Source organism: Candidatus Paceibacterota bacterium (assembly GCA_035452965.1).
Taxonomy (GTDB): Bacteria; Verrucomicrobiota; Verrucomicrobiia; order Limisphaerales; family UBA8199; genus UBA8199.
Genome location: DAOTCE010000003.1, coordinates 79,778 through 103,651, shown reverse-complemented (window position 1 = coordinate 103,651; position 23,874 = coordinate 79,778). Strand labels below are relative to the sequence as shown.

The 23,874-nt window shown below is 62.3% G+C and carries 22 protein-coding genes; 7 read left to right on the top strand and 15 right to left on the bottom strand.

Annotated features, from left to right (window positions below; all coding sequences use genetic code 11):
- The first annotated feature begins 6 nt into the window (after window positions 1-6).
- From P5205_04350 to P5205_04340, 3 genes are read left to right on the top strand one after another with little or no spacing between them, the layout of a single operon-like run.
- Window positions 7-1,173 (top strand): hypothetical protein, encoded by a 1,167-nt coding sequence (locus P5205_04350; protein ID HSA09581.1) that lies wholly within the window; start codon window positions 7-9, stop codon window positions 1,171-1,173.
- Window positions 1,059-1,391, top strand: a complete 333-nt coding sequence (locus tag P5205_04345) for a DUF4197 family protein (protein ID HSA09580.1) — start codon at window positions 1,059-1,061, stop codon at window positions 1,389-1,391. Before P5205_04350 ends, P5205_04345 begins: the two co-directional genes overlap by 115 nt.
- A 5-nt stretch (window positions 1,392-1,396) precedes the next feature.
- Window positions 1,397-1,987 (top strand): hypothetical protein, encoded by a 591-nt coding sequence (locus tag P5205_04340; protein ID HSA09579.1) that lies wholly within the window; start codon window positions 1,397-1,399, stop codon window positions 1,985-1,987.
- Window positions 1,988-1,996: 9 nt separating this feature from the next.
- Here the strand turns inward: P5205_04340 and P5205_04335 are convergent, their stop codons facing one another.
- Together P5205_04335 and P5205_04330 are read right to left on the bottom strand one after the other, a co-directional pair.
- On the bottom strand, window positions 1,997-2,263 hold the full coding sequence (locus P5205_04335) for a hypothetical protein (GenBank protein HSA09578.1): 267 nt from the start codon (window positions 2,261-2,263) through the stop codon (window positions 1,997-1,999).
- A gap of 217 nt (window positions 2,264-2,480) precedes the next feature.
- Entirely contained in the window at window positions 2,481-3,932 is a 1,452-nt protein-coding gene (locus P5205_04330; GenBank protein ID HSA09577.1) for a sulfatase, read from the bottom strand.
- Window positions 3,933-4,200: 268 nt separating this feature from the next.
- Between P5205_04330 and P5205_04325 the strand changes: the two genes are divergently transcribed.
- Entirely contained in the window at window positions 4,201-7,461 is a 3,261-nt protein-coding gene (locus P5205_04325; protein ID HSA09576.1) for an immunoglobulin domain-containing protein, read from the top strand.
- A 549-nt stretch (window positions 7,462-8,010) separates the two neighbouring features.
- The gene (locus P5205_04320) at window positions 8,011-9,402 is read left to right on the top strand and encodes a sugar porter family MFS transporter (GenBank protein ID HSA09575.1); all 1,392 of its coding nucleotides are present in this window, start codon (window positions 8,011-8,013) and stop codon (window positions 9,400-9,402) included.
- Between the two features lie 81 nt (window positions 9,403-9,483).
- On the opposite strand, the gene P5205_04315 is transcribed toward P5205_04320, so the two are convergent.
- Genes P5205_04315 through P5205_04255 form a run of 13 tightly spaced genes read right to left on the bottom strand, consistent with a single transcriptional unit; the run spans window position 9,484 to window position 21,065 of the window.
- Window positions 9,484-10,959 carry an NADH-quinone oxidoreductase subunit N gene (locus P5205_04315; protein HSA09574.1) on the bottom strand — a complete coding sequence of 492 codons (1,476 nt, stop codon included), beginning with the start codon at window positions 10,957-10,959 and terminating at the stop codon, window positions 9,484-9,486.
- Window positions 10,956-12,506: an NADH-quinone oxidoreductase subunit M gene (locus tag P5205_04310; protein HSA09573.1), complete on the bottom strand. Its 1,551-nt coding sequence runs from the start codon at window positions 12,504-12,506 to the stop codon at window positions 10,956-10,958. Before P5205_04310 ends, P5205_04315 begins: the two co-directional genes overlap by 4 nt.
- A 2-nt stretch (window positions 12,507-12,508) precedes the next feature.
- Window positions 12,509-14,326 carry a Na(+)/H(+) antiporter subunit D gene (locus tag P5205_04305; GenBank protein HSA09572.1) on the bottom strand — a complete coding sequence of 606 codons (1,818 nt, stop codon included), beginning with the start codon at window positions 14,324-14,326 and terminating at the stop codon, window positions 12,509-12,511.
- Entirely contained in the window at window positions 14,319-14,594 is a 276-nt protein-coding gene (locus P5205_04300) for a hypothetical protein (protein HSA09571.1), read from the bottom strand. Before P5205_04300 ends, P5205_04305 begins: the two co-directional genes overlap by 8 nt.
- Window positions 14,594-16,066, bottom strand: coding sequence for a monovalent cation/H+ antiporter subunit D family protein (locus tag P5205_04295; GenBank protein ID HSA09570.1), 1,473 nt, complete (start codon window positions 16,064-16,066; stop codon window positions 14,594-14,596). The genes P5205_04300 and P5205_04295 overlap by 1 nt, the downstream gene beginning before the upstream one ends.
- 4 nt (window positions 16,067-16,070) lie before the next feature.
- Window positions 16,071-16,397 (bottom strand): NADH-quinone oxidoreductase subunit NuoK, encoded by a 327-nt coding sequence (gene nuoK / locus P5205_04290; protein HSA09569.1) that lies wholly within the window; start codon window positions 16,395-16,397, stop codon window positions 16,071-16,073.
- Window positions 16,394-16,927, bottom strand: coding sequence for an NADH-quinone oxidoreductase subunit J (locus tag P5205_04285; GenBank protein HSA09568.1), 534 nt, complete (start codon window positions 16,925-16,927; stop codon window positions 16,394-16,396). The genes nuoK and P5205_04285 overlap by 4 nt, the downstream gene beginning before the upstream one ends.
- Window positions 16,924-17,475, bottom strand: coding sequence for an NADH-quinone oxidoreductase subunit I (locus P5205_04280; protein HSA09567.1), 552 nt, complete (start codon window positions 17,473-17,475; stop codon window positions 16,924-16,926). The genes P5205_04285 and P5205_04280 overlap by 4 nt, the downstream gene beginning before the upstream one ends.
- Window positions 17,472-18,497: an NADH-quinone oxidoreductase subunit NuoH gene (nuoH, locus tag P5205_04275; protein HSA09566.1), complete on the bottom strand. Its 1,026-nt coding sequence runs from the start codon at window positions 18,495-18,497 to the stop codon at window positions 17,472-17,474. Before nuoH ends, P5205_04280 begins: the two co-directional genes overlap by 4 nt.
- Window positions 18,498-19,631, bottom strand: a complete 1,134-nt coding sequence (locus tag P5205_04270) for an NADH-quinone oxidoreductase subunit D (protein ID HSA09565.1) — start codon at window positions 19,629-19,631, stop codon at window positions 18,498-18,500.
- Window positions 19,628-20,152: an NADH-quinone oxidoreductase subunit C gene (locus P5205_04265; GenBank protein HSA09564.1), complete on the bottom strand. Its 525-nt coding sequence runs from the start codon at window positions 20,150-20,152 to the stop codon at window positions 19,628-19,630. Before P5205_04265 ends, P5205_04270 begins: the two co-directional genes overlap by 4 nt.
- Window positions 20,153-20,169: 17 nt before the next feature.
- Window positions 20,170-20,688, bottom strand: coding sequence for an NADH-quinone oxidoreductase subunit NuoB (nuoB, locus tag P5205_04260; protein HSA09563.1), 519 nt, complete (start codon window positions 20,686-20,688; stop codon window positions 20,170-20,172).
- The gene (locus P5205_04255; GenBank protein HSA09562.1) at window positions 20,655-21,065 is read right to left on the bottom strand and encodes an NADH-quinone oxidoreductase subunit A; all 411 of its coding nucleotides are present in this window, start codon (window positions 21,063-21,065) and stop codon (window positions 20,655-20,657) included. The genes nuoB and P5205_04255 overlap by 34 nt, the downstream gene beginning before the upstream one ends.
- An 896-nt stretch (window positions 21,066-21,961) precedes the next feature.
- Between P5205_04255 and P5205_04250 the strand changes: the two genes are divergently transcribed.
- Both P5205_04250 and P5205_04245 read left to right on the top strand, forming a co-directional pair.
- Window positions 21,962-22,771, top strand: a complete 810-nt coding sequence (locus tag P5205_04250; protein HSA09561.1) for a C1 family peptidase — start codon at window positions 21,962-21,964, stop codon at window positions 22,769-22,771.
- A gap of 188 nt (window positions 22,772-22,959) precedes the next feature.
- Window positions 22,960-23,739 (top strand): hypothetical protein, encoded by a 780-nt coding sequence (locus tag P5205_04245; GenBank protein HSA09560.1) that lies wholly within the window; start codon window positions 22,960-22,962, stop codon window positions 23,737-23,739.
- Window positions 23,740-23,874: the final 135 nt, after the last annotated feature.

Genomic DNA, 23,874 nt, shown 5'->3' with positions numbered 1-23,874 from the left:
GCAGCCATGAAAATCAAACACCTCCTTCCCGTTGTGGCCGCAGCCTCGCTGCTGCTGGCAATTCCACCGGCCCTGGCACAGCAACATCGCGCCGTCCGCCTCGGCCACCCCGCAACCCGGTTTGCGCCTCCGCTTAAGCAGCCCGAGCAGCTGCGCGCGCTTTTCGCCAACGAGAAGCTCAAAGCGGACGTGGAGGAGATACTTCGCCAGGCGCAATGGGAGGGGAATGTGGAGGACCTGCGCCGCGCGGCTGCCAGCGCGCCAATCACCGAACTGAGCCTGCCCGTCGGCACCCGCATGCCCTACATGTCCTCGCGCAAGAACGGCAGGCCCGTGGCGCTTATTGACGTGCTTTGGGACGGAACCGCCCCGGTCAGCGCCTATGCTTTCGACTTCACCTCAAATGGCCGCCGCTACCGCTGCATCACCCCCAGGCCGTGCAGCAATTTCTACACAGTTGACCTGGGACCTACCAAGCCGGAACTCACGCTCGGGTGCAACGCGCCCGGTCAGGCCATTGTGGAACGGCGATTCGACGTTTGCCTCACCGTGACCAACCTGGGAACCGCGGTCGAACCCCAAACCACCTTGCGCCTGGACATTCCGGCCGACGCCACGGTAGCCAGCGCCACCGATCAGGGAGTCGGCACCGCAGGCACTGTGGTGTGGTCCATTGGAGCGCTCCAGCCGATGACTGCCAAGCAGGTCTGCGCCACGTTGGTGGCTGGGCAATCGGCGCAAATGGCCTTTGCCGGGTCGGCGGAAGATTCGGCCGGGAAGGTGGTGAGAACGCGGTGCGAAACTCAGGTCGCCGGCATCCCCGCCATCCTGCTGGAGACGGCCGACCTGGATGATCCCATCGAGCTGGGCAAAGAAGTGGTTTACGAGATTAAAGTCACCAATCAAGGCACCGCCCCCGGCACCAACCTCAAGGTCACTTGCGCCTTGCCGGAATCGGAGGAGTTTGTTTCCGGCACCGGCCCCACCCCGGTGCAGGGGCAGGACCGCACGGTCACCATGGACACCCTGCCCGTGATCGAGCCCAAAGCGCAGGCCGTATGGCGCGTCACCGTCAGAGCTTTGAAACCGGACGACGCCCGTTTCAAAGTGTTCATCAGCAGCGACCAATTCCAGCAGCCGATCCAAAAGGACGAGGCTACGCAACTATACTGAGCCGCCGGAGTCCCGGGCCGGCAGTGGCGGGCAAGGGCCTGTCCATTGCCGATGCCATAATCATTCTAATGGGCACCAACAACGCTGCCACCCGGTATCTCCGCCGGACCACCGAGACGAACCTACTCTCGAAGTTCCTGCCGGTTGTGAGGCAGGCGACAGCTCAAACCGGCGTGACCTCCGCTCGCAACAGCCCTGCGGACAAGGCGGCAGAGTAGTGCGCTTGAGGAGATTGACCTTGGCGGCTGGCGTGGCCGGGCGTGGCGCCCGGCTGGTTCTCATCACGACGTGGCTGTGCGTCTTGCTGCTGGCGGGCTGCGCCTCTCCCGGGCATCGTGCAGACGCGCCGGCGGACCTGACCTGGCTGTTGCGCGGCTTGTCGTCTTCAGTTAATGCGCAGGAAGCCACCCTGACCGCCGAAACCGCATGCGCTTACTGCCTCGATTTGGCCTGGCAATACCGCATCGTGCGGCCTCCGATCTGGCACAATGTGCTGGTCAATGTTGGGCTGAGAAGGCGCGGGCTGTGCTATCAATGGGCGGATGATTTATCCGACAAGCTGGAATCGCTGGGTTTGCAGACTCTGATCGTGCGCCGGGGGGCGGCACGGCTGAACACCCGGCGCGAGCACAGCTCGGTGGTGCTGACCGCTCGCGAACAGCCTTTCGAACAGGGGATCGTCCTCGATGCCTGGAGGCACTCGGGACGCCTCTACTGGTGCGGCGTCAAGGAGGACAAGTATCCCTGGATCGAAGTGGAAGTGGTTGCAGAGGGCACGGCGACCGCGCCCGCTTCATCAGGCAACTCCCACTGAGTTGCAGGATTACTTCTGGGCGAGCTGCTTCGAGACTTCCATGCTGTACCCAGCCTCGGTCTTGGTCACCTTGACTGAGTAGTTATTCTTGGAGGCCCAGTCCTTCAGCAGATTGGCACGGTCCGCGTTCGGCGTGGAAACGGTCTTCTCGCCTTTGACGACCATCTTCTGGACAGCTTCGAGCCACTTCTGGTCAGCTGCTTTAACCTCGCCCGCCAGGGTGGCAAAGCCGAAGGTCAACGAATAACCCAGTAACAACACTGCAAGCTTCTTCATAATGTATATTCTGTTCTCGCGCCTCAGTTGATCAGCGCACCGCCTGCACTACAGCACTCTCCGCGCCATGCGGCGGCCGGCCTCCGGACACCCGGGCCGCGTACCGAAGTGAGACACCCATTGGCGACTTATTTGCGCTCCAGCGGATTCTGCCCATGTCGGGGGGCGCTCTTCTCTGCAAAGCGCAGCCCTCGCTGCCGGCACTACTGCCGCAGGATCAGAACTTTGGCAGCACGTTGATGATACCGCCGTCCAGCGGCATGGGGTCGGGCGCCGCCTTGTGTTTGCGCATCAGGCGGGAGAGTTCCTTTTTCAGTTCGGCCGCCTTGCCCGCCAGGGACGGGTCAGAGATGAGGTTATGCCGTTCCAGCGGATCCGCCGCCAGATTGTATAGCTCCGCCGTGTAGCGGTCCGGGCCGCCGTCGCCGTGCGGGTAGTGGATGTACTTCCAATCCGCGGTGCGGATGCCACGCACGTTAGGCGTGTACGGAAACTCCTTCTCGTAGTTGTAGAAGTAGATGAACGACTTGCGCCAGCCCTTGGTCTTGCCTGCCAGCAAAGGCTTCCACGACTGGCCGTCTATGTTCTTGAGGGCCTTGGCGCCGCAGATATCGAGGATGCTCGGCGCCAGGTCCAGGCTGAGGGCCATTTCACTGATCACGGCGCCCTTGGGAACCAGGGGCGGGTAGCGCACCAGCAGCGGAACTCGAATGCTCTCCTCGTACATCGTGCGCTTGTCCACGCGCCCGTGCTCGCCCAGCGCGAACCCGTTGTCCGAGGTGTAGACGATCAATGTGTTATCAAGCTGCCCTATCTCCCGGAGCGTCGCGTATAGCCGGCCGACACTGTCGTCCACCGAAAGCAGCGTGCCCAGGTAGGCGCGGACGAACTTGTCGTAGTCGCGATAGTTATAGAGCGGACCGCCGGCGCCGTGCCAGGTGGGGAAGCTCTCCGCCAGCCAGGCAGGCTTGCCTTCTTGCCAGGCGTCATAGTTTGCCGGCTTGACGATCTGATCGGCGTCGAAGGCGCGCTCATACTTCGGCTCGGGCTCGATGGGGCCGCCGTGGGGCGCTTTCTCGCCCAGGATCAGCACGAAGGGCTTCTCGTGCTTGCGCTTGAGCCACTCGACCGCGTGCTCGGTGACGACCGTCGTGTAGTAACCCGTCATGTACTGGGTGCGCCCGTTGATGTTCCACTCGTTGCCGAAGTAATTGCCCTGCCCCTTGTGGCTCATCCAGAAATCGAAGTCGGCGCGCGGCATGCCGTTCGTCTCGCCCATGTGCCACTTGCCGAAATAAGCCGTCTCGTAACCCGCCTCGCGCAACCGCTTCGGGTAGCTGGGCAGCGAGTCGGGATACTCGGTGAAGTTATTGAGGACGCCGTGCCGGTGGGCGAAAACGCCGCTCAGGATCGAGGCCCGGCTGGGCGAGCACAGCGAGGTAGTTACGAACATGTTCGCAAAACGCGCGCCCTCCGCCGCCAACCGGTCAATGTTGGGCGTCTTCAGCAGCGGATGCCCCGCGCAACTCATCGCGTCCCACCGCTGGTCGTCGGTGAGAATCACCAGCACGTTGGGTCGCGTCGCGGGGACGCCGAAGAGTGGTAGGGAATTCGACAGGATCAAACCCACCACCAGCGCGATTGGACCGGATAACGCGGTTGCTCTCATGGGTTTTGAGGGTATGACCAAAGCGCCCCCGCACAAGTGGAAAGAACCCGGTTTGCTGCGATGCCCGGGCTTAATTAGCGCCCGGTGCGTGTGCTTTGGAGCAGCCCTGCCCTGGTGCCCACCCCGCGGGCGCGCGACGCGCGTCGTTACCGACACCTGGCATCCAGAAGCTGGCTGGCACTCACCTCGCCCTCTTTTAATCTCGTCATAAGGGCCCAGGTTTGATATCAGGTCTCTCATGCCGGCAGCATCGAGTGGAACAGCAAGGATGTATCTTCGGGCGCTGATCTGCGCGGTAATCCTCTCGATTCCAGCCATAGCTCGGGGACAGGCACCTGGCACCGTCTATCTGGTTCTGGGATCGGACACGGCTATTTGGGAGGGGATGGACACCAGCCGCTACCACTGCCATTACAACATCGGCCTCTACACTAACCAGAGCCGCAACGCCTACAAGGTGATGGACGCGGCCTGGCGGAACACGATGGTGGATTCCTACGGGCAGGCCATGAAGTTCACCTGGTGGATGATGGCGGGCCAGATCTTCCGCTACGCGGACAACACGGATGTGCCGGTCCCCAACACGATGACGCTCCACCTGATGAAGCAGTATCACGGGGCGGCCATCGCGCAGTTCGGCGACGAGCTCACGCTCCATTATCATACCTTTGCCTGGACCAATTACAGCGGCGGGGCTCCAGCGTGGGTCCAGGCCGAGAGCTTTCTTGAATGCCAGGATGACTTCGATTTCGCGGTGGCCCAGTTCCTCCTGGAGGAAGGGGTCTACCCGGTCTCGTTCCGCAGCGGCTGGGAGTGGATGAGCAACGATTACCAAAACCACCTTAACCTGCTGCTTCCTTTCAGCCTGGAGGCCAATTGGTGGAAGGTCTGGGTGCCGTATCACCCCTCCCCGACGAACTACCGGGTAGCCGGGGATGGGAAGGGTTGGAACGCGCGCTGCATCTACATGGCCAATATTTCGCAGGCGCAAATGAACGGGATGTTTGCGGAGGCGGCAGCGGGCGCCGACCAGGTCGCCTGCATCTGGGCGCATCTGCCGGAGGTTGACTTCCTGACGAACGCGGCCAACGTCCATGCGAAGGCCCACATTGCCGCCGGCACCTACCCGACCGTCAATTTCCGCTACTGCACAGCTGTCGAGGCGATGCAGCGCTGGTTGCAGACCACCGGCGAGGCCGCGCCGCAACTGGACGTGATCGAGGAGATTCAAGGTGACTGGCTGACCCTCAAACTGAATACGGATAAACCGATCTTTCAGGCGCAGCCTTTCGTGGCGTACAAGGATATCTACAAGCAGACCGCGATCGTGCCCTGCGCCGCCACCGGCTCGAATTCCTGGAGCGCCAGGGTGCCCTGCCCCCGCAGCGGGCTATGCAAAGTGGGCATCGCGGTCACCGATGACAGCGGGCATTTGACGACGCGGATCATCCCCTACTTCGACATCCCCGAGCCGCCCCCGCCGCCCACCAACGTGGAAGTGGTGGTGGATAACCCGGACGCCACGATGGCGGGCTCCTGGATCTATGCCACCAGCTCGTCCGATAAATACGGGCCGGATTACCGCTATAAAACCCAAGGTGACGGCTCGGCTTGCCTGCAGTTCACGCCGAGCATCCCTGCGGCTGGCGATTACCAGGTTTGCGAGTGGCATCCGCAAGGCGGCAACCGCACCACCAATGCGCCCTACATCATCACCTACGACGGCGGCCAGCAGACCTGCTACGTCAATCAGAAGATCAACGGCGGCGTTTGGAATATCCTTGGCACGTTCCACTTTAGCGGCGGCACCGCCGGCAATGTGAAGATCACGGATGGCTTCCCTGACACCGGCCAGGTGGTGCTGGCGGATGCCATCAGATTCGCGCAGCCGGTTCAGATGCCACCCGTGATCCTCTCGCCTCCGCTGAGCCAGACCATCAATGCCGGCGACGCGGCGTCGTTCTTCGTGCTTCCGTCCGGAACGACGCCCATGGCGTTCCAGTGGCAATTCAATGGAAGCAACATCGCCGGGGCGACCGGCACCGGTTACACCGTCAACCCTGTTTTGGCGTCGAGCGCGGGCACTTACTCCATTGTGATTTCGAATACCGGCGGAATTGCCAACACGCAGGCAGTGCTGACGGTTGCCGGACTGGATCTGCCGCCTTCGATTATCTCGCAGCCGCAGAACCAAACGGTCGCCGCGGGGGCGCCGGTCACGTTTGCCGTGGCGGCCTCGGGTCCGCCGCCGTTGTCCTGCCAATGGCGCTTGAACGGGTCGCCGCTGCCCAGCGCCACAACCACGAGTCACGTGATCGCGGAGGCGCTGTTCGCTGACGCCGGAACTTACAGTGTCGTGGTCTCCAACGCGAACGGCAGCGTCACCAGCAGCAATGCGGTGCTCACAGTGATTATGCCGCCGACGCCGACGATTACCGCGCACCCCGAAAGCCAGACCCTGGTGGCGGGGACGACGCCGTGCTTGAGCGTCAGCGCCACCAGCCTGTCGCCGCTGACCTATCAATGGCGGCGGGATGGGGCCCACCTCGCCGGCGGGACCGATTCAAGCCTGGTCCTTCCGCTCGTGCAACCGTCCGACGCGGGGAGCTACGACGTTGTCGTCGCCAATATGAGCGGTGCGGTCACCAGCGCGACGGCCGTGATAACCATTGTGGTCATACCGCCGCCCCAGCTTACGCTGCCGGGCGTGACCGGCGACAGCCAGTTCCAGATCGGCCTGAGCGGGGAGGCGGGAAATGCGTTTGTACTCGCCGCTTCAACGAATCTCACCGACTGGTTGCCGATCGCGACCACTGCCTTCGACGACAGCAGCTTGTTGTTTGCCGATCCCGAGTCCTTGACGTTGCCGCGGCGCTACTATCGCGCGCGCGGGATGCTGACCTGGCTGCTGAGCGATTTCGAGGGCCGCAGCCCCGGCACCGCAGTGATGTTCCATAGACCTGCCTACTCGGGAACAACCATGGGCTTTATTGACACGGCCGCTCCCAATTTCGCCTACGTGACCAACTCCTTCCCGACGGGCCATGCCGGTGGCAGGGTCGTGCAGGCGGCGTGGAGCTTCAACGCGAGCGCCGGAGCCTGGCTGCGCCTGACCACCAGCGGGGGGCCGATCATACCCAACCCCACCGTTGATTTCCGGCAGGGGCTGCAATTTGATGTCCTGGCGGATAAGCCCGTCTACATCGCCGTCGGCCTGCGCGAAACGAGCACGACGGCTGCTATGGGGGCCGACGGCGGAAACGCTGGTGAACCGATTGAGTGGCTTGGCGGCACCACCAGCAATACCAGTACGCCGCCCAAGGGCCGGTTAGTCTCCGCAGGTCAATGGACGACCTTGCGGTTCTTCTTCCCCCACGAACCGATTCGGTCATATACCGGCAATGGCCGCCTCGAATCCACCACCGGCAAGGGTGTGTTTGAACAATTAGCGATTGTGCCGGCAAATCCCGGAGCCGGCGTTTACAACCTCTACCTGGACAATTTCCAGGTCATCTTCATTGCCCCTTAATGGAGAGGCGACCCGCCCGCGCAACGACGCGTGGCTTGTCCGGCAGTACGGTCAAGCTGCATCCGGCGTCCACACAGCCTCCTCAATCTGCTTGATTCCTGACGGATTTCGGAGAACCGCCGAAGGAGTTTCTAACCCGCACCGCCTGGATGGCCCCAGCCCGCGCACTGTCCAAATTTTGGACAGTACTGCTGCCTACCTACCCTCTCCAGCCCCCGCTGACCCAAGTACCCCTGGCGTGGCGATACGGTTACGGCACGGTGGTGCCCCGGTGTGTATCCCATGGGGAGCGCTCCCCATGGGATACACACCGGGGCCAGACCGCACTAACAAGCTATCGTCCAGCCATCCGCACGCCAACGCCAGCGTACGACCGGCGCAACGGCGTCGAGCCCGTCCGGGGGTGGTGGTGAAAGTAAGAAAGGGCCTGCGAGAGGACGAATTGCTATCGGTGCTCACCGGAAATCCGTGAAACACCAAATGTTTGAACCACTGGCGGCACCCGCTACAATGGCCGCCCGATGTCGGCCACCAAACAAAGCCATGATTATGGACACCCCGCTCGCAATTGACCCCAAAACCACCAGCCCTCGCCACGGCAGGAGCGGAGTCCTGTTGCTCAGCGCGATCGTGGCAGCACTCGGCTCACTGCTCTTTGGCTTCGACACCGCCGTCATTTCCGGCACGACTGACGCCCTGCGACAGGTGTACGCGCTCAACGACAACTTGCTCGGCTTCACGGTGTCCAGCGCGCTCCTGGGGACGATGGTCGGATCGCTGCTGGTGGGCCGGCCGGCGGATTGGTGGGGGCGGCGTCCGGTGCTGGCCTGGCTGGCGGTGCTGTTTGTCATCGCAGCGTTGGGCTGCGCGCTGGCCTGGAACTGGTATGCCCTGCTGTTCTTCCGCTGGCTGGGCGGGGTGGCGGTGGGCGGGGCCTCGGTGGTCTGCCCGATGTATATCACGGAAATCGCCCCCGCCCGGCGGCGCGGGCTGCTGGTGGCGGTCAGCCAGTTGAACATCGTGCTCGGGATCCTGGCGGCCTATTTCTCCAACTACCTCGTGGCGCTCGCAATGGGCGCCGATCATCCGACGGCGTGGCGCTGGATGTTCGGGATCATGACGGCGCCCGCGGTGGCGTTCCTGCTGACGGCGCTGCTGATTCCCGAGAGCCCGCGCTGGCTGGTGAAGCGGGGCCGACGCGAGCAAGCCGAGGCGGTGCTGGCACGGTTTGGGCATGAAAGCCCGGCAGAGGAAGCTGGGGCGATTGCCGCCTCCCTCAAAGCTGAGATGGGCGGTGCGCAGCAGCGCCTTTTCCAGCGCAAGTATCTTACGCCGCTGCTGCTGGCTTGCATGATCGCCGCATTCAACCAGCTCGATGGCATCAACGCGGTGCTCTATTACTCGGCGGACATCTTCCGCATGGCCGGCGCCGACCAGGCGAGCGCGTTAATGCAATCGGTCATTATTGGCTTCACCAACCTGGTGATGACGATTCTGGCGATGGCGCTTATTGACCGCGTCGGGCGCAAAGCCCTGCTGCTGGTCGGATCGGTCACGTTTGTCATGTCCCATCTGCTGGCGGCATGGGTCTTCGCTACGCATGCGCAGGGCTGGATTGTAATCGCCGCGCTGATGGGGATCGTCGGCACCCACGCCTATTCGCAGGGGGCGGTGGTCTGGGTGATCATCAATGAACTGCTGCCCAACGCGGTCCGCGCCTCGGGATCGGCTGCCGTTACCTGCCTGGTCTGGGTGCTGTGTCTCGGGGTGAGCTGGTCGTTCCCGGTGGTGGTGGGGAAATCGGGCGGCGGGGCACCCTACGCGTTCGGCTTCTTCGCGGCGATGATGATCGTGCAGTTCGTGCTGGTGGCCAGGTTCCTTCCGGAGACCAAGGGCGTTTCACTCGAAGAACTTCAGAAGCGTCTGGGCGTGGCGGATTGAAGCTGGCCGCCGCGATTGACCAGTTGCCTGTTCGGCCATAACGCCGGCAGGCCGGACGGTAATACCGGGGGAGAGCCGAGCTCAGCGAATGACGTCGGTAATGACAGAGGCGGCTGGCGGAGCGGTGCCGGTGGCCGCGGCGACCGAGGTGGAGAGGGTCTCCAGGACCTGGCCGGGGGCGATGCCGAGAGCGAGAATGCCCGCGATGAGCAGCACACAAAGGGTCTTGGTGGACCAGTCGAGCTGGATGGGAGGACGGTCGCCGGGGTCGCGGAAGCAGGCTTCGCGGACGACGCAGAGGTAGTAGTAAACGGCAATGGCGGCGTTGACCATGGCGATGATCACCAGGAGGAGATAGCCCTTCTCCAGGGCGGCGGTCAGCAGGCTGAGCTTGCCCATGAAGCCAACGAAGGGCGGAATGCCCGCCAGGGCAAACACACCCACCACCAGCGTCACCGCGAGCAGCGGGGCGCGGCGGTGCAGGCCGGCGAGGTCGTCGAGGGAGACATTGGTGCCGTCGGACGAGACCTTGCAGATGACCACGAAGCACGCCAGCACCATGAGGAGGTAGCCGATGATGTAGTAAAGGGCGGCGGTGTAGCCGAAGGTGTCGAGGGCGACAAAGCCGATGAGGGCGTAGCCGGCATGGGCGATGCCGGAGAAGCCGAGCAGGCGCTTAAAGTCCTTCTGGATGAGAGCGATGAGGTTTCCGTAGAACATGGAGGCCGCGGCAAGGATGGCCAGCATGAGGGCGACGGAGTGGTTGCCCGGCGAGGCCAGGGAGACAAAGCGCACGAGGACGGCGACGGCGCCGAGCTTGGGCAGCGAGGCGACGAGGCCGGCGGTTTCGTTGGAGGCGCCCTGATAGACGTCCGGCGTCCAGAAGTGGAAGGGGAGAATGGCGAGCTTGTAGTAAAGGCCGCAGAAGGTCAGGGCGAGGCCGACGATGGCCATCGGGCTCTGGATCACCGGCTGGAGACGGGGCAGGAGTTCGGTGAGGGAGGTCGTTCCGGTGAGCCCGAAGAGGTAGCTCATGCCGAAGAACATCACGCCGTTGGCGGCGACGCCGAACATGATGTATTTGATGGCCGATTCCATCTGGACGCGCTGGCCTTCGCGTTCGCGGCGCATGGCGACCATGAAGTAGAGCGGAAACGCGGAGACTTCGAGGGCGATGACGAGGGTGATGAGGTCCACGCAGCTCACGAGCATAACCAGGCCGGCAACGCACAGGGTAAGGAAGAGATAGTACTCGGGCTTGACGTCCTCGCGAATGTCTTCGAGGTCGCCGCTCAAGAGCAGGACCAGCGGGAAGCCAAAGGCAAAGACTACTTTGAGAACCTGGGAGAAGAGGTCCACGCGGTAGGCGCCGCTGAACAAGGTGGCTTGCTGGAAAAGAGCGAATCCGCAGGCGATGATCGTGACGCAAGCGGTCAGGAACGCCGCCATGCGGGCCTGGCGCGCGCGGTTCTCGCCCAGCGTGATGAAGAAGAGCACCAGCGCGCCGAGCAGGAGCACAAGCTCGGGAAGAAAGGCGAGGAGGGCAGGGAGCGTCATGGGTGGTTGGCGGTGGCGGGGGGCGAGGAGTGCGTTGCGGTAATGACGCCGGATGGGCGTTGAGTTTGCGCCAGGAGGTTCTGCACCGTCTTCTCCATGACGCGGGTGAAGGGGGCGGGGTGGAGACCGATCCAGAAGACGAGAAGCAACAGCGGGGCGAGGGTAAGTATCTCGCGCAGGTTCAGGTCCAGCAGGCCGGAGTGGTCGGGGTTGCGGGTGCCGCCGTAGGCGACTCGTTGCAGCATGCGGAGCATGTAGGCGGCGGCGAGCACCACGCCGGGAACGACGAGGATCATGGCGGCAATGAAGGCCGGGTTTTCGGCGGCGAGCTTGAAGCCGCCAGCCAGGACCAGGAGTTCGCCGATGAAGCTGTTGGTGCCGGGAAAAGCGAGGGAGGACAGGGCGAACACGCCGGCAAACATGGCGAAGACGGGCATGGTCCTGCCCATGCCGGCGGTTTGGGCGAGGTCGCGCGTGTGCAGCCGCTCGTAGATGAGGCCCACGACGATGAAGAGCGCGCCAGTGGTGATGCCGTGGTTGATCATGACGAACACAGCGCCCTGGATGCCGAGCTCGTTAAGGGCGAAGATTCCAAGCGTGGCAAAGCCCATGTGAGCGACGCTGGAGTAGGCGACCAGCTTCTTGAGATCGGTCTGCGCCAGCGAAGTCAGGCCGCCGTAGAGAATGGCGGCCACCGACAGCCAGAGGATGTAGGGCGTGAAAAGGTGGGTTGCATAGGGCGTGATGGGCAGGGAGAAGCGGAGGAAGCCGTAGGTGCCCATTTTAAGGAGGATGCTCGCCAGGAGCACGCTGCCGGCGGTCGGGGCTTCGACGTGGGCGGCCGGCAGCCAGGTGTGGAAGGGGAACATCGGCACCTTGATGGCGAACGAGATGAAGAAGGCGAGGAAGACCCAGATCTGGAAGCTGAGGGGATAATCCTGGCCCATCATGTCGGGGATGCTGAAGCTGCCGACCTTGAGGCGGAGAGCGATGATGGAGACGAGCAGCAGGACCGAGCCGGCCATGGTGTAGATGAAGAACTTGAGGGCGGCGTAGATCCTGCGCGGGCCGCCCCAGACGCCGATGAGCAGGGCCATCGGGATCAGCATGGCTTCCCAGAAAACGAAGAAGAGGACGAAGTCCAGTGCGCAGAACACGCCGATCATCGCGCTCTCCATCACCAGCAGGCAGATCATGAACTCCTTGAGCCGGGCCTGGATGTAGCGCCAGGAGCACAGGACGCAGAGCGGCATGATGAGCGTCGTGAGCAGAACCAACAGGAGGCTGATGCCGTCTATGCCGACGGAGTATTTGATCTTGAGGGCCGGAATCCAATCCGCGAACTCGGTGAACTGGAAGGCGGCGGTCGTGGGGTCGAAGTCCCACCAAAGCTGGAGGGAAAGCAGGGCGATGCCGGAGGTGGCGAACAAGGTCCACCAGCGCAAAGCCCGTTCATTGCGCAGGAAGGTCGCGATCGCGGCCAGCAGCAGCGGGCTGAAGATCAGGACGCTCAGCAAGTGACCGGTTTCGCTGGAGTCAGCATGCATGGTCAATCGCCGATAGCCAATAACCAATAGGCAATGAGCAGGGCGGCAGCGACGGCGAAGGCGAAGGCCAGGTTCTGCTGCATCTGGCCACGCTGGGCGAGGCGCAGGCGTCGGCCGATGCCTTGGATGGTGCTGGCGAGACCGTCCACGGCGCCGTCAATAACCTCGTTGTCGAACAGAGCGGAAGCGCGGGCGCTGATCATGAGCGGCACCAGTCCAGCCAGGCGATAGAGTTCACCGATGAATGTGTCGGCGGCCTGGGCGGGCTTGCGGGCCAGCCACAGAAAGACACGCCCGCCTTGGCGGTAGAACCAGTCCATGTCCAGGCTGATCGTGGGGGTGGGCACCAGCTTCTTGAGCAACAGGAAGAAGCCCAGCCCGGTGAAGAGCAAAATCTGGAGGGTCTCGGAGATATGGTAGGCGGTGTAAGGATGATACTCGGCAGCCAGGTCCGGATACGGCAGCATCTTGTAGAGGTACGGGGTATAGCACCCGATGAAGATGCAGAGCGCCGAGGCGATGATCATGGCGGCGTTCATGTTCCACGGCGGCTCGGCGGCGCGGTCCCAGGTTTCCTGCCGGGGCCGGTTCTTGCCGAACCAGATGAAGTAAGGGACCTTCAGCCCGGTGTGCAGGAACGTGCCCGAGGAGGCGAGCAGCAGGAGGAAGCCGACCCAGTACTTGTGCTCCTCGAACCCCGCGCTGACGATCATGGACTTGCTGACGAAACCGCTGAAGAGCGGGAAGGCGGAGATCGAAAGGCCACCGATGAGGGTGAACACAAAAGTCCAGGGCATCTTCTTCCACAACCCGCCCAGCTCGGTGAACTTGCTCTGGCCGGTCATATGCAGCACCGCGCCGCAGCCCATGAAGAGCAGTCCCTTGTAGAGGATATGGGCGAAGGCGTGCGCACAGGCGCCGTTGATGGCCATCTGCGTGCCCAGGCCCACGCCCACCACCATGTAGCCGACCTGGCTGATGATGTGGTAGGCGAGCAGGCGGCGGCAGTCGTTCTCCAGCACGGCGTAGACAACACCGTAAAGGGCCATGATGACGCCTAGCGGCACGAGGATATCCATGCCGGCGAAACCACGGCAGAGGGCATAGACAGCGGTCTTGGTGGTAAAGGCGCAGAGGAAGACGGAGCCGTTGAAGGTGGCTTCGCCGTAAGCGTCCGGCAGCCAGGCGTGCAGCGGCGGGACGGCGGCGTTGAGAATGAACCCCGCCATAATGAGATACATGGCGGCGGTCGGGTGCTGGACATCCAGAAGGGTGAAGGACCAGTTGTTTCCCGGGGCGTTGCAATGAAGCACAATGCCAGCGAGCAAAGCCACCCCACCCGCGACGTGCACGAGCAAGTAACGATATCCCGCGCCCAGCGATTCGCGCCGGCGTCGGAACCAGATGAGGAACACCGAGGAGAAAGCCATCACCTCCCAGAACAGGAACAAGGTGACGAAGTCCCCCGCGTAGATGCAGCCGATGGAACCGGCAACATAGAACCACGAAGCGATGTGCTGCCAGTCGTCCTTGACATGCACGCCGTATAAGGTGCTCAGGATGCACATCAGGCTCATGATGTAGCCGAAGACGTGGCTGAGGGCGTCCACGCGGCCAAACACCAGCGTCCAGTCCAGGAACTGCACCTTGCCAAGCAGGAGCTGCTCCCCCTGCGGCACGTGGGGCAGCGCCAGGATCCGGGCAAAGACCAGGATCGGCACCAGCAACAGGTAAGCCTTCTTCAGCCGCGCAGGCACCCCCAGCAGCAGCAGGCTGCCCAGGATCAGGATCAGCGAAGGATGGAGCCAGAAACTATTCATCGGCTCGCTCCTTTTCTTCCTCGTAGTAGTCCTCGCGCGTCATGATGCCCAGGTGGCCATACCACTTGGAAAGAACGATGAGCAGCGCGCAGCCGACGAAGCCGAAGATGGACCAGAACGCCGGGACGTGCTCCGCCGCCGTGTGGGCCTCACTCTTGCCCACGAGGAGGATATCCACCAAAGCGAGCAGCACGAGCACTCCGATGCAGGCTCGCTTAACGGTCTTTAACCGCTCGCCCAGATACTCGATTAGCCTGGCAAGGTTCATTACAGGACGGCGTGGACGAATCTCATGAAGAAGCCGGGGTAGAGGCCGATCATTACTGAAATGGCGGCGGTGACGGTGAGGGGAATCACCATCGCGGGATGGGCCTCCCGGTGCTGGTGTTCCAGGTCTGCCCGCGAGGGCTCCCCGAAGAAGGCGCTGTAGACGACCGGGGCGAAGTAGGCCGCGTTGAGCAGTGTGCTGGCGAGCAGCACGATGATGATGCCGACCGAGCGCGCATCGAACGCGCCTTTGAGCAGGTACCATTTGGTAACGAAGCCGGCAACCGGCGGGGCGCCAATCATGCTAAGCGAGGCGAGGGCGAACGCGCCGAAGGTGAACGGCATCATGCGCCCCAGGCCGCTCATCTCTGAGATGTTCTTCTTGTGCGTGGCGACATAGATGGCACCGGCGCAGAAGAACAGCGTAATCTTCGAGAAGGCGTGATTCGCGATGTGAACGAGGCCGCCCTCGATGCCGGCCGGCTGCAACAACGCCACGCCGAGAATGATATAGGAGAGCTGGCTGACGGTGGAGTAGGCCAGCCGCATTTTCAGATTGTCCTTGCTCAACGCGATGATAGAAGCAACGACGATGGTAATGGAGACGAAATAGGCAGTGGGGAGGCCGAGGTTAAGCGCCTGCATCGTGTCCACGCCGAAGACGTGCAACATGACGCGCACGGTGGAGAATACGCCGACCTTGACCACCGCGACGGCGTGGAGCAGCGCGCTGACCGGGGTGGGGGCGACCATGGCGCTGGGGAGCCAGTGGTGGAGCGGCATCACAGCGTTCTTGGCGAAGCCGAGAATGCAGCAGGCATAGAGAGCCGTTGTCACCCAGCGGTTGACGTCCGGGGGCAGGATGCCGGTGCTGATGTTGTTGGCGAAGTCCAGGTTCCCATTCAGGACATAGATCACGACCAACGCCGGCAGCAACAGCCCCTTGGCGGCGCCGGTAAGGTAGGTGAGGTACTTCCTGCCGCTCTCGTAGCTTTCTGCATCCTGATGGTGCGCCACAAGCGGATAGGTGCAGATGCTGACGATCTCGTAGAAGAGATACAAGGTGAGGAGATTGTCAGCGAAGGCGCAGCCGATCGCGCCGAACAAGGCCAGCGCAAAGCAGGTGTTGAAGCGGGTCTGCGCATGCTCGTGGAGTCCGCGCATGTAGCCCGCCGAGTAGAAGACGGTGACGACCCACAGGAACGACGCCGACAGAGCGAAGACCATGGACAAGGCGTCCGCCCGCAGCGCGACGCTCAGGCCCGGCAATAGATCGAAGACGCAGAAATAGAGCTTCTTCCCGGCGTGGACGTCCGACACCAGTGAAGCGGTGATGATGAAGAGCGTGGCCGCGGCGAGGAAGGAGCAGGTTTCGCGCACGTTGGGCCGCTTGCCGGCGGCCATCACGAGGCCGGCGCCGAGGAGCGGGGCCAAAACCGCGAGGAGCAGCCTGATGTCGTGAGTGGATTCCATTCCCCTATCCGTTCAACTCACTGAGCTCCCGGGTTTTGACAGAGCGGTAGTTGCGATAGACAGCGATGATGATGCTGAGGGCGATAGCGATCTCGGCAGCCGCCAGCCCCATGATGAACAGGACAAAAATCTGCCCCACGGCGGGGTCTGGGGCCCTGAACCGGTTGAATGTCATGAGATTGAGCGAGGCGGCGGAGAAGACAAGCTCGCCGGAAATGAGCATGCCGATCAGGGTGCGACGCCGCAGCAGGCCAAAGATGCCAATGGCCAGCAGGAGCGCTGCAACCGTGAAATAGACTTCGGGCCGTTCACTCAGGGGCAGTGGATTCATGGCTTGGTCCTCCCGGTACGGGCGATGGCCAGGGCGCCGACGATGGCCACCAGAAGGGCCAGGGAGATGAGCTCGAACGCCAGGCTGTAGGTGGTCAGAAGCGACTTGCCAATGGCTCGCACCGAGCCGTCGGTGAGGCGGGCAGCGGGCGCGGTCCAGTCCTGCTGCGCGCCGAGGCGCCAGAGACCCCAGAAGATCGCGGCGCTGACCAGCAGTGCGACGCCGCCCCACAGCAGAGCGGCCCCGCGATGGTCCTCGCGGACGGGTTCGTCTGGTTCGGCCAGCATGACCGCAAAAACGATGGTGACGCAAACTGCGCCGACGTAGATAAGAATCTCCATGAGGGCCAGAAACGGGCTGTGGAGGAAGTAATAGAGCCCGGCCAGGCCGATGCAGCAAATCGCCAGGCCGCACACGCTCCGGATGATGCGGGCCGTCAAAGCCGCAATGAGCGCGCCGACTACGGTCGTCGCCACGCAGAGGAGGAAGATTGCGCCGACGATCATCGGCGAGGCGGGGAACGAGGTCATTTGACCTCCTGCCCGGGTTCGACCGTCTTCGCTGGTGCGCCGGCGCCCGGGGCGCCCGCAGGCGGCGACGCCGGCGCCCCCGCCGGGGCTTCAGTGCGCTCGGCTTCCAGTCGTTCGTTTTCCAGGCGCTTGAACAGGTCCATGATGTAATCCTCCTTGTTGGTGCCAGCCAGGTTGTACTCACGGGAAAAGCGGATGGCGTTGTCGCGGCACGCTTCGACACAGGAGCCGCAGAGGCTGCACTTGGTGAAGTCGAGGACGTACTGGGTGACGGACTTCTTCTTGGCCCCTTCGAGCTTGGCGCCTTCCACGGCGATGCAGTCGCTGGGGCAGGCCCGCTCGCACAGCTTGCAGGCGTAGCAGATGGCCTTGCCCGTCTTGGGGTCGCGCACCAGCTCAATGTGGCCGCGGAAGCGCTTCGGCATCTTCAGTGCTTCATGCGGGTAGTGCACCGTCACCGTCGGCCTGAAGAACTGGCGGATGGTGACGCGCATGCCCACGAGCAGGCTGTTGAACCCGGTGGCAAGTTCTATGAGCGAGCGTTTCATGCGCGCAAGAGCTTCATCATGGCGCTGGAAAGAATGAGCGCAACGAGCGAGACCGGGATGAGAATCTTCCAGGATAGGTTAAGCAGCCCGTAGAATTGCGTGCGCGGAAACGTCCAGCGAATCCAGACCACCGTGAAGATCAGGAAATACATCTTCACGAGAAACCAGAACACGCCGGGAAGGATGCCGATGGGGCTCTGCCAGCCGCCCAGGAACAACACAGTGGCCAGGGCACAGCCGAGGAGGATATTGGCATACTCCGCCATGAAGAACACCCCGAATCCCATCCCGGCATACTCGGTGTACGCGCCGGCCACCAGCTCACTTTCCGCTTCGGCCATGTCGAACGGGGCGCGGTTGGTTTCCGCCAGCATGCAGATATAGAAGACCAGGAAGGTCACGGGCATCAGGGGATTGATCCAGACCTTGAAGAGATTCCAGTTCCAGAAGGCGCCGGCTTGCTGCGCGACAATCTCATTCAGGTTCATGGTCCCGGTCACCATGATCATCGTAATGACTACCAGGAGCATTGGGATTTCGTAGGCCACGTTCTGGGAGACTACCCGGGCGGCGGAAATGATGGCATACTTGTTCCGCGAAGACCAGCCGCCGAGCATAATGGCCATTACGTTGATGGAGCCAAAGGCGAAGATCATGAGCAGCCCGACGTTGATGCTTCGCGCGGCAAGGCTTTCGCCGAAGGGGATGACCGCCAGGCTCATCAACGCCGGTGACATCATGAGCAGCGGGGCGAGGCGGAACAGCGTGGAATCAGCCCCGGCGGGGACAATGAGCTGCTTGGTCATGAGCTTGATCGCGTCCGCGATCGGCTGCAGCAAGCCGGCCCAGCCTGCTTCCGTCGGGCCGGGACGACGCTGGAAACGGCCGGCGCCTTTGCGCTCGACCCACACCAGGTACGCCGCGTTCAGACCTACAAAGGCCAGGACGCCGACCAGGAACAGCACCAACCGGAGCGGCTCGGGCCACCAGGCGGATAGAGGCTTGGAGAAGCTGGCCATCATTTAGCGATCAATGTCGGGGATGACCAGGTCCAGGCTGCCCATCAGGGCGAGGGCGTCGGGCAGCAACATGCCCTGGCTGGCTTCTTCGAAGAGGCTCAGGTTGGAAAGGCACGGGGTGCGCAGCTTCACCCGGTAAGGGATTTCCTTGTTGTCGCTCACGATCCGCACGGCGAAGCGTCCGCGGGCGGCTTCGACCGCGTAACAATAGTCGCCCGGCGGCAGCTTCAAGACGCGCGGCACCTTCTCCGCCATCACGGGCCCGTCCGGCAGCTTGTCCAGCGCCTGCTCGATGATCCGCAGGCTCTGAACGATTTCCTCCATGTGCACCAGATAGCGCGCCATGGAGTCGCCTTCCTCGAAGGTGGGAATGACAAAGTCAAAGTCGGGATAGGCGGAGTAGGGCTCGACCCGGCGCACGTCGTAGGGGATGCCGGAGCCACGGATTACCGGGCCGGTCGCGCCATACTTGCGGCACATCTCCTTGCTGATGGGGCCGATGCCGATGAGCCGCTTGCGAAAGATGATATTATCGGTGACCAGGTCGCGATACATCTTCAGCCGGGGCCGCATCTGCTTGACGAACTCGCGGGTGCCCTGGACGAAAGCGTCATCCACATCGTTGTAGAGCCCGCCAATGCGGTAATAGCTATACGTCAGGCGAGAGCCGGTGATGCCTTCCAGCAAATCGAGTATCTTCTCCCGGTCGTCAAATGCATATAGCATCGGCGTGAAACCGCCCAGGTCCATCAGGAAGGCGCCCCACCAGACCAGGTGGCTCGAGATGCGGTTCAACTCCGAAGTGATGACGCGAATGTACTCCACGCGCGGCGGGATCTGCAGCTTGGCGGCCCTTTCGACGGCCCCCACAAAGGCGTGGGTGTAGGTCATTGCCGACAGGTAATCTATGCGGCTGGTATTGGGAAGAAACTGGGCGTAAGTGCGGTTCTCGCCCATCTTCTCCTGCATCCGGTGGATGTAGCCGACAACCGGTTCAGCGCGGACGACATACTCGCCGTCCATCGTCATTTTGACACGCAGCACGCCGTGGGTGGCGGGGTGCTGCGGCCCGAGGTTGATGACGAAGGTCTCGCGTGGAGGTGCGCCGGTGGTTGAACTGGGCTCCTCGACAATCACGCGGCGTAGTCCTTCCTAAGCGGGTGGAAGTCAGCGTCCTCGGGCAGCAGGAAGGGGGTCAGATTCGGGTGTCCCAGGAAGCGGATGCCGAAAAAGTCATGCGTCTCGCGTTCATGCCAGTTGGCGCCGGGATAGACCTTCTGAATCGTCGCAATCTCCGGCTGGCCGCGCGGGATGCGTGTGCGCACGACAACCCGCAACGCCTTGGCCGGGTGGAAGTAATCATAAACCACTTCCATCTGTCCCTCCGCCAACCAGTCCACGCCCGTGATGGTGTCCAGGGCCAGGCCCTCCTTATCGAGCTGCTCGGCGACCGCGACCACTTGGTCGGGCGCGACTGTCGCTTCGACGTGATACCCTTTCGCCGCGTAGTCCACGCCTTGGAACGGGATGGGGAGGTGGGCGAGCGGGTTGGGGGCTGGTGCCGCTTGACTGGCGGATACGTCCCGGAAGCCTGGAGCCGCCGCGGGCTTGGCCTGCTGTGAAACGCTGTCGGGAGGCTGTGGAGCCGTTGCATTCATCGCTGGGGCACGATTGCCTACTCTGGCTTCACGATGGGCCAACGGCGTTTACCGGTAAGCTTCTCTTCCAGTTTCAGGATGCCCTCGATCAAAGCCTCCGGGCGCGGCGGGCAGCCGGGGATAAAGACGTCCACCGGGAACAGCTTGTCCACCCCCTCCACCACCGCGTATTGACCGGGGAAAACGAACGGCCCGCCCGAAATCGCACAGTTACCCATGGCAATTACCCATTTCGGCTCGGGCATCTGGTCGTACAGGGTCTTGATTGCAGCCGCCATCTTCTTGTTGACGGTGCCGGCGACGATCATTACGTCGGCCTGGCGGGGGGAGGGCCGGAATACCTCGGCGCCGAAGCGGGCCAGGTCAAAACGCGAAGCACCCGCCGCCATCATCTCGATGGCGCAGCAGGCGATCCCAAACGTCAGCGGCCAGAGGGAGTTGGCGCGGCCCAGGGCCAGCAACTCATCCAGCTTGGCGAACTGCACATGGGGGGCGCAGTCCTTCAGGACTCGGGCATTATCTTCTTGCGCTGCCATTCGAACACACCTTTCCGCCAGGCATAGACGATTACCAGGGATAGAATCCCCACAAAGATGACCAATTCCACGAAGTCCCGGATCACAAACTCCTCGACGCGGTTATAAACCAGGGCCACCGGGACCAGATATAGCACATCCACCGCGAAGGCCACGAATACGAGGGCATATAAGTAATACACCGCACTGTATCGGATCCACGCATCTCCAATGGGGTCCATGCCGCACTCGATGAACTGCTCCGTCTTCCGGGCGTAATTACGGGTCTTGCGGGGCGCCAGCAGGTGGACAATCGCGAACGGCCCCAGCGCAAACGCCAAGCCACCCAGGCAGAACGCGAAGATGTAAATCAGGTCCCCTGAGAGCGTTTCATCCATAATCAATGGATGCTAACCAGCACTAAACACGTCGCAGACATCCCGGTAAGTCTCAGCGCAGAGGGCGTGAGGGTCAATAAAATAGATAATATCACTCTTATTAGACTAGCTAACAAATGATGCCTTCCGGGCCAGCATTATGGAAGGATGTAATGGGATCCAGGAAGAAGTGACCCCGCCGACAGCAAACCGCCTCCAGCGCCTTGAATTTCGCTTGAATCAGAAGACCGGTAACGTTGTCGTTTGCTCTATGAGACGAGAATCTAGACCTGATTCGCGTATGGGCCCGTTCTACGATCCCATGAAGAAGCCCGCGTTGCGACAACACCGGTGATTGTAGGCGCCAATCCAGATGTCCAGGCACTTCCCCAACTTCCGAACGCCTTGGACTCTGTCACCCAGCACGGTCCCATGCTCTTGGACCGAGTTTCTATCAAAGTGGAAGCCCGCGCACTGTCCACATTTGGGACAGTGAAGCTGCCTGCCTGCCTTTTCCAGCCCTCGTTAACCCCGGCACCCTTGGCTTGTGTTCATGGTGACAGCATGGTGGTGCTACGGTGTGTATCCCATGGGGAGCGCTCCCCATGGGATACACACCGTAGTCCCTCCGGGTAGCCAGCGTAGTATCGCCGTAGCTGGCCTTGATTGGAGTCCCGGATTGGAGTCCCGGAGGCTTCGGGCTACCGTCGTTCGGCGGGAGTGCTCGCAAGCCACGGCGAGGACGGGTGGCGACTCGGTTGCAGGTGTCAGAACTCCGCATGTCAGGCTCTGCATTGACCCGAGCACCTGCGGCTGTTTCAATAGCTGGTCTGCGTTGCTTGAACAGAAATATTCAGCGACCTGCCGACTCGCGGCAAGGGTCCGAATTGTCGGCGGCAAGCTGCCGTGCGACGAATTTGGCCATTCTTGCCATAATTGCGGGCTGGTTGGGATTCTGCTCGGTCCGGGCGGGCGCGGAGAGGGTGTCTGACACGACAAATTCAGCTTCGTCCTGCCCCGAGCTTGCGCCTCCTGTTTCCGTTGACCTGCGGCCCGCGTTCGGGAACTGGGGTCTCGCACGGCGCAGCCAGGGCAAACGCGGCACCTGTTCAGTGTTTGCCATAACGGGCGCCCTGGAATTTGCCGCAGCCCGCCGGCAGCGCTGCGGTGAGCGTTTCAGCGTCGAATTCCTCAACTGGGCCGCCAACCGGATCGTCGGCGAGGACCGGGATGGCGGATTTTTCTCCGACCTGTGGCGGGGATTCGCCGCCTACGGAATCTGTTTGGAGAAGGATCTGCCTTATCGCGCCCACTTCGACCCGGCACTGGCGCCGGCACCCGCTGTTCTCGCCGATGCGAAGACGCGCCTGGCGCTCGGCCTTCGTCATCATTGGATCAAGGAATGGGACGTGAAGACCGGGCTGACGGGGGAACAACTCCTGGCGATCAAGTGCGTTCTAAACCAGGGCTGGCCTGTCTGCGCTGGCCTGCGGTGGCCCCGGCAGCCCAAATGGTCTGCTGGCGTGCTCCGGATGTGCCCGGCGGATTCGGTTTACGACGGCCACAGCGTGTTGCTGGTCGGTTACCGTGACGATCCCAACCAGGCCGGCGGCGGCGTCTTTTCGTTCCGCAACACCGGCAACGGCGGTCGTGACGGCTCCATGCCTTACACCTACGCCCGAACCTACATCAATGATGCGATGTGGATTGAGGGTGAACACGAATGAGAATTCTCTGGCTGCTGTTAATAGGAATGATGCGGTGCGCAAGCGCGATCGCGGCAACGTCAACTGCCGCTGAACCACTTCGGACGTCGGAGGCCACGAATGCGGGAATACCTCTCGCCTACCACTTGGCGACCAATGCGGTGGGCCGAACCACGGGTTTTACCAATCCATTGGCTGCGATGGCTTTTTTGGCGAAAGCGCCACCCATCCAGTTCTACCAGTTTAGATACTCCCCGGGTTATTCCGCGGTTTGGTCAACCAACTGCTGGCTGCGCGGAGTGCGCGGGCTGACAGCCACTTGCCTTGGTTACAGTTGCACCAACCACGCGGGATATCAGTACATGGTGACCATGGTTTCCCCGCGCCATTACCTGGCCCAGACCCACGTCACCTGGGCACCGTTCTTCAACGGGCACGACACAGTCACATTTTCGGATGCGAACAGCCGGGTCCACACCCGAATGAGCCTGCAGTTTACAAACGTGGGAAAGGGCATTACCGTGGGCATATTGGATTCGGACTTGCCAGAATCGGTGGGGTATGTGCCGCTGCTGCCCGCCAATTACACAAACTGGCTCAGCGCGTCTTCCGCCGTGCAGGGAATCGGCGTCAATCAGGATTACCTGGTGTTTGGAACAGCAGTTCGATTAGGGGATTTCGTCAGCTGGAGCGGGCTTACGGGTGTGCCTGTGCCTTTCGGTCTGGGAACGAACTGGACCGTTTGCGCCGACCCGCTCGCAAACTGTCGGCTTCGCCAGGGGGATTCCTCGGCTCCGGTGCAGTTGCTGATCGAGGACCATTTGGTGCTGGTGAGCTCGGCGACCGGAGTGTCCAGTGGGCCGAATTACGCAATGTCAGCCGCGGCAATCAATGCGGCGATGCATCATCTCTCCACGAACAACGGGTTGGCGACGGATTATCAGTTGAGCTTTGAGGCGCTCACCAAGTGGCAGAGACTGGCGAAGTAGGTCGAACCGCTGTGGCAAGCCGCTCCCGCGCGACGGCCCTTTCCACACCAGCGCGGCGCTTCGCTTCCCGCCGCAGTCCGGGAGTTGTGGCTGCGGCGCGGGCCGAGGGCTGACTTGCGTTGGCTGGAGGTGGTC

Excerpts from the sequence above, each read along its gene's own strand:
- P5205_04265 (HSA09564.1), bottom strand. The coding sequence starts at position 20,152 with ATGAATGCAACGGCTCCACAGCCTCCCGACAGCGTTTCACAGCAGGCC.
- nuoH (HSA09566.1), bottom strand. The coding sequence starts at position 18,497 with ATGATGGCCAGCTTCTCCAAGCCTCTATCCGCCTGGTGGCCCGAGCCG.
- P5205_04310 (HSA09573.1), bottom strand. The coding sequence starts at position 12,506 with ATGCATGCTGACTCCAGCGAAACCGGTCACTTGCTGAGCGTCCTGATC.
- P5205_04295 (HSA09570.1), bottom strand. The coding sequence starts at position 16,066 with ATGGAATCCACTCACGACATCAGGCTGCTCCTCGCGGTTTTGGCCCCG.
- P5205_04300 (HSA09571.1), bottom strand. The coding sequence starts at position 14,594 with ATGAACCTTGCCAGGCTAATCGAGTATCTGGGCGAGCGGTTAAAGACC.
- P5205_04280 (HSA09567.1), bottom strand. The coding sequence starts at position 17,475 with ATGAAACGCTCGCTCATAGAACTTGCCACCGGGTTCAACAGCCTGCTC.
- P5205_04350 (HSA09581.1), top strand. The coding sequence starts at position 7 with ATGAAAATCAAACACCTCCTTCCCGTTGTGGCCGCAGCCTCGCTGCTG.
- P5205_04330 (HSA09577.1), bottom strand. The coding sequence starts at position 3,932 with ATGAGAGCAACCGCGTTATCCGGTCCAATCGCGCTGGTGGTGGGTTTG.
- P5205_04255 (HSA09562.1), bottom strand. The coding sequence starts at position 21,065 with ATGGATGAAACGCTCTCAGGGGACCTGATTTACATCTTCGCGTTCTGC.
- P5205_04320 (HSA09575.1), top strand. The coding sequence starts at position 8,011 with ATGGACACCCCGCTCGCAATTGACCCCAAAACCACCAGCCCTCGCCAC.
- nuoB (HSA09563.1), bottom strand. The coding sequence starts at position 20,688 with ATGGCAGCGCAAGAAGATAATGCCCGAGTCCTGAAGGACTGCGCCCCC.
- P5205_04335 (HSA09578.1), bottom strand. The coding sequence starts at position 2,263 with ATGAAGAAGCTTGCAGTGTTGTTACTGGGTTATTCGTTGACCTTCGGC.
- P5205_04305 (HSA09572.1), bottom strand. The coding sequence starts at position 14,326 with ATGAATAGTTTCTGGCTCCATCCTTCGCTGATCCTGATCCTGGGCAGC.
- nuoK (HSA09569.1), bottom strand. The coding sequence starts at position 16,397 with ATGAATCCACTGCCCCTGAGTGAACGGCCCGAAGTCTATTTCACGGTT.
- P5205_04285 (HSA09568.1), bottom strand. The coding sequence starts at position 16,927 with ATGACCTCGTTCCCCGCCTCGCCGATGATCGTCGGCGCAATCTTCCTC.
- P5205_04315 (HSA09574.1), bottom strand. The coding sequence starts at position 10,959 with ATGACGCTCCCTGCCCTCCTCGCCTTTCTTCCCGAGCTTGTGCTCCTG.
- P5205_04345 (HSA09580.1), top strand. The coding sequence starts at position 1,059 with ATGGCGCGTCACCGTCAGAGCTTTGAAACCGGACGACGCCCGTTTCAA.
- P5205_04325 (HSA09576.1), top strand. The coding sequence starts at position 4,201 with ATGTATCTTCGGGCGCTGATCTGCGCGGTAATCCTCTCGATTCCAGCC.